Source organism: Actinocrinis sp. (genome assembly GCF_035938995.1).
GTDB lineage: Bacteria > Actinomycetota > Actinomycetes > Streptomycetales > Catenulisporaceae > DASZGI01.
In genome coordinates this window covers 1-2,574 of record NZ_DASZGI010000343.1, presented here as the reverse complement: position 1 = coordinate 2,574, position 2,574 = coordinate 1, and the positions used below count along the sequence as shown (strand labels likewise).

Genomic DNA, 2,574 nt, shown 5'->3' with positions numbered 1-2,574 from the left:
GTGCTCATGAAACAACCGCCACGGCGAGTATCGCTCGCCGCGGCGGTCCATGGCGTCAGCCTCAAGTATGCCGTTAGCGTCAGCCTGTGGAGGCAGCGGGCTGTGCCTCAACAGACTGGGCCTGAACACGCTGAGCCTTTTAATACACCGGGCCTCAGCTGTCTGCGACCTCAGACGCCTGAGGCTTCGGCGCGTCCGCCTTCGGGGCGGCGTCGATTCCGGCCTCCTTGCGCTGCGCCGGGGTGATCGGCGTCGGCGCGCCGGTCAGCGGGTCGCCGCCGGACGCGGTCTTCGGGAACGCGATCACGTCCCGGATGGTGTCCGCGCCGGTGAGCAGGGCGACGATCCGGTCCAGGCCGAAGGCGATGCCGCCGTGCGGGGGCGGGCCGTAGTTGAAGGCCTCGAGCAGGAATCCGAACTTGGACTGCGCCTCCTGCTCGGACAGGCCGATGGCCGCGAACGCCCGCTCCTGCACGTCCTTGCGGTGGATACGGATCGACCCACCGCCGAGTTCGGTACCGTTGAGCACGAGGTCGTAGGCGTTCGAGAGTGCTGTGCCCGGCTCCTTGTCGAAGGTGGCCAGGCTGTCCGGGGTCGGGGCGGTGAAGGGGTGGTGCACCGCGGTCCAGCCGACCTGCTCGCCCTTCTCGTCCTCGACCGGCTCGAACATGGGGAAGTCGACCACCCAGAGGAACTTCCACGCCCCCGCGGCGCCGGCCGCATGATCGGCACCGCCGTCGATCAGCCCGCAGCGCCGCCCGATCTCCAGCCGCGCCGCGCCGAGCAATTCCAGCGACGCGGTCCGCTTGCCCGCCGCGAAGAACACCGCGTCGCCGTTCGCGGCGCCGACCGCGTCCTTGAGCCCGGCCAGGTGCGCCTCGGACAGATTCTTGGCGACCGGGCCCTTCGGCTCGCCGGTCTCCGCGTCGAAGAGCACGTATGCCAGGCCGCGGGCGCCGCGCGAGCGCGCCCAGTCCTGCCAGCCGTCCAGCTCCTTGCGAGTCTGCGCGGCTCCCCCCGGCATGACGACCGCACCGACGTAAGGGGCCTGGAACACCCGGAACTCGGTCCCGGCGAAATAGCCGGTCAGCTCCACCAGCTCTTGACCGAAACGGAGGTCGGGCTTGTCGGAGCCGTACCGCGCCATCGCCTCCGCGTAGGAGAGACGGGGCAGCGGCGTCGGGATCTCGACTCCGTGCACGTCCTTCCAGACCCGCGCGACGACGGCCTCGCCGACCGCGATGACGTCCTCCTGGTTCGCGAACGACATCTCGATGTCGAGCTGGGTGAACTCCGGCTGCCGGTCGGCGCGGAAGTCCTCATCCCTGAAGCAGCGGGCAATCTGGTAGTACCGCTCCATGCCGCCGACCATGAGCAGTTGCTTGAACAGCTGAGGCGACTGCGGCAGCGCGTACCAGCTGCCGGGCTGAAGGCGTACCGGGACCAGGAAGTCGCGGGCGCCCTCAGGCGTCGAGCGGGTGAGGTAGGGCGTCTCGACGTCCAGGAAGCCGAGCTCGTCCATCACGTCGCGGATGACCTTGGTGGCCTTCGCGCGCGTACGGATGTTCTGCGCCATGTCGTCGCGGCGCAGGTCGAGGTAGCGGTACTTGAGCCGGACTTCCTCGTTGATGTTCGAGCTCTTGCGCTCGTCGGTCGGGAAGGGCAGCGGCGCGGACTCGGACAGCACCTCGACCGAGTCGACCACGACCTCGATCTCACCGGTCGGCAGTTCCAGGTTCGCGTTGCCTTCGGGGCGCAGCTGTACCTCACCCGTCGCGGCGACGCAGTACTCGTTGCGCAGGTCGTGAACAGCCTCGGAGTCCCTGACCACGACCTGCGCGATGCCGGAGCCGTCGCGCAGGTCGAGGAAAGTCACGCCGCCGTGGTCACGCCGCCGGGCCACCCACCCGGCCAGGGTGACGGTGCTTCCGGCGTCGGAGGCCCGCAGGCTCCCCGCCTCTCGCGTGCGGATCACGACAGCTTCTCCTTGAGGGTCGGAACGATCTGGTCCAGGGCCACCGGCGTCTGCTCACCGCTGGTCAGGTCTTTGAGCTGCACCACCTCGGCGGCCAGGTCGCGGTCCCCGGCCACCAGCGCGTACTTCGCACCGGAGCGGTCGGCGGCCTTCATGGCGCCCTTGAGGCCCTTCTCGCCGAACGCCAGGTCCGCGCTGAGGCCCGCCCGGCGCAGCTCGACCACGATGCCGAACAGCACGGCCTTCGCCGCGATCCCCATCGGCACGCCGAACACGTCCACGCCCTGCCCGGCACCGGGCGCCGCGACGCCCTCGGCTTCCATCGCCAGCACGGTCCGGTCCACGCCGAGCGCCCAGCCGACCGACGGCAGCGGCGGGCCGCCGAGGTCCTGCGACAACCCGTCATACCGGCCGCCCCCGCCCACCGCCGACTGCGAGCCGAGGCCGTCGTGCACGAACTCGAACGTGGTGCGGGTGTAGTAGTCCAGGCCGCGTACCAGCTTCACGTCGTCCTCGAACGGCACGCCGAAGAGCGAGAGCAGCGTCTGGACCTCTTGGTGGAAGGCCTTGCACGCGTCGCACAGGAAGTCGCCGATGAC

Annotated in this window: 2 protein-coding genes; both read right to left on the bottom strand. The window is 69.9% G+C overall.

The annotated features are described in order from the left end of the window. Window positions 1–154: 154 nt before the first annotated feature. Complete coding sequence (gene aspS, locus VGZ32_RS24400) at window positions 155–1,975, bottom strand: aspartate--tRNA ligase (protein WP_326888520.1); 1,821 nt, start codon at window positions 1,973–1,975, stop codon at window positions 155–157. Continuing rightward, on the bottom strand, window positions 1,972–2,574 hold a 603-nt coding region (locus VGZ32_RS24395), incomplete at its 5' end, for a histidine--tRNA ligase (protein ID WP_326888519.1). The genes aspS and VGZ32_RS24395, both read right to left, overlap by 4 nt.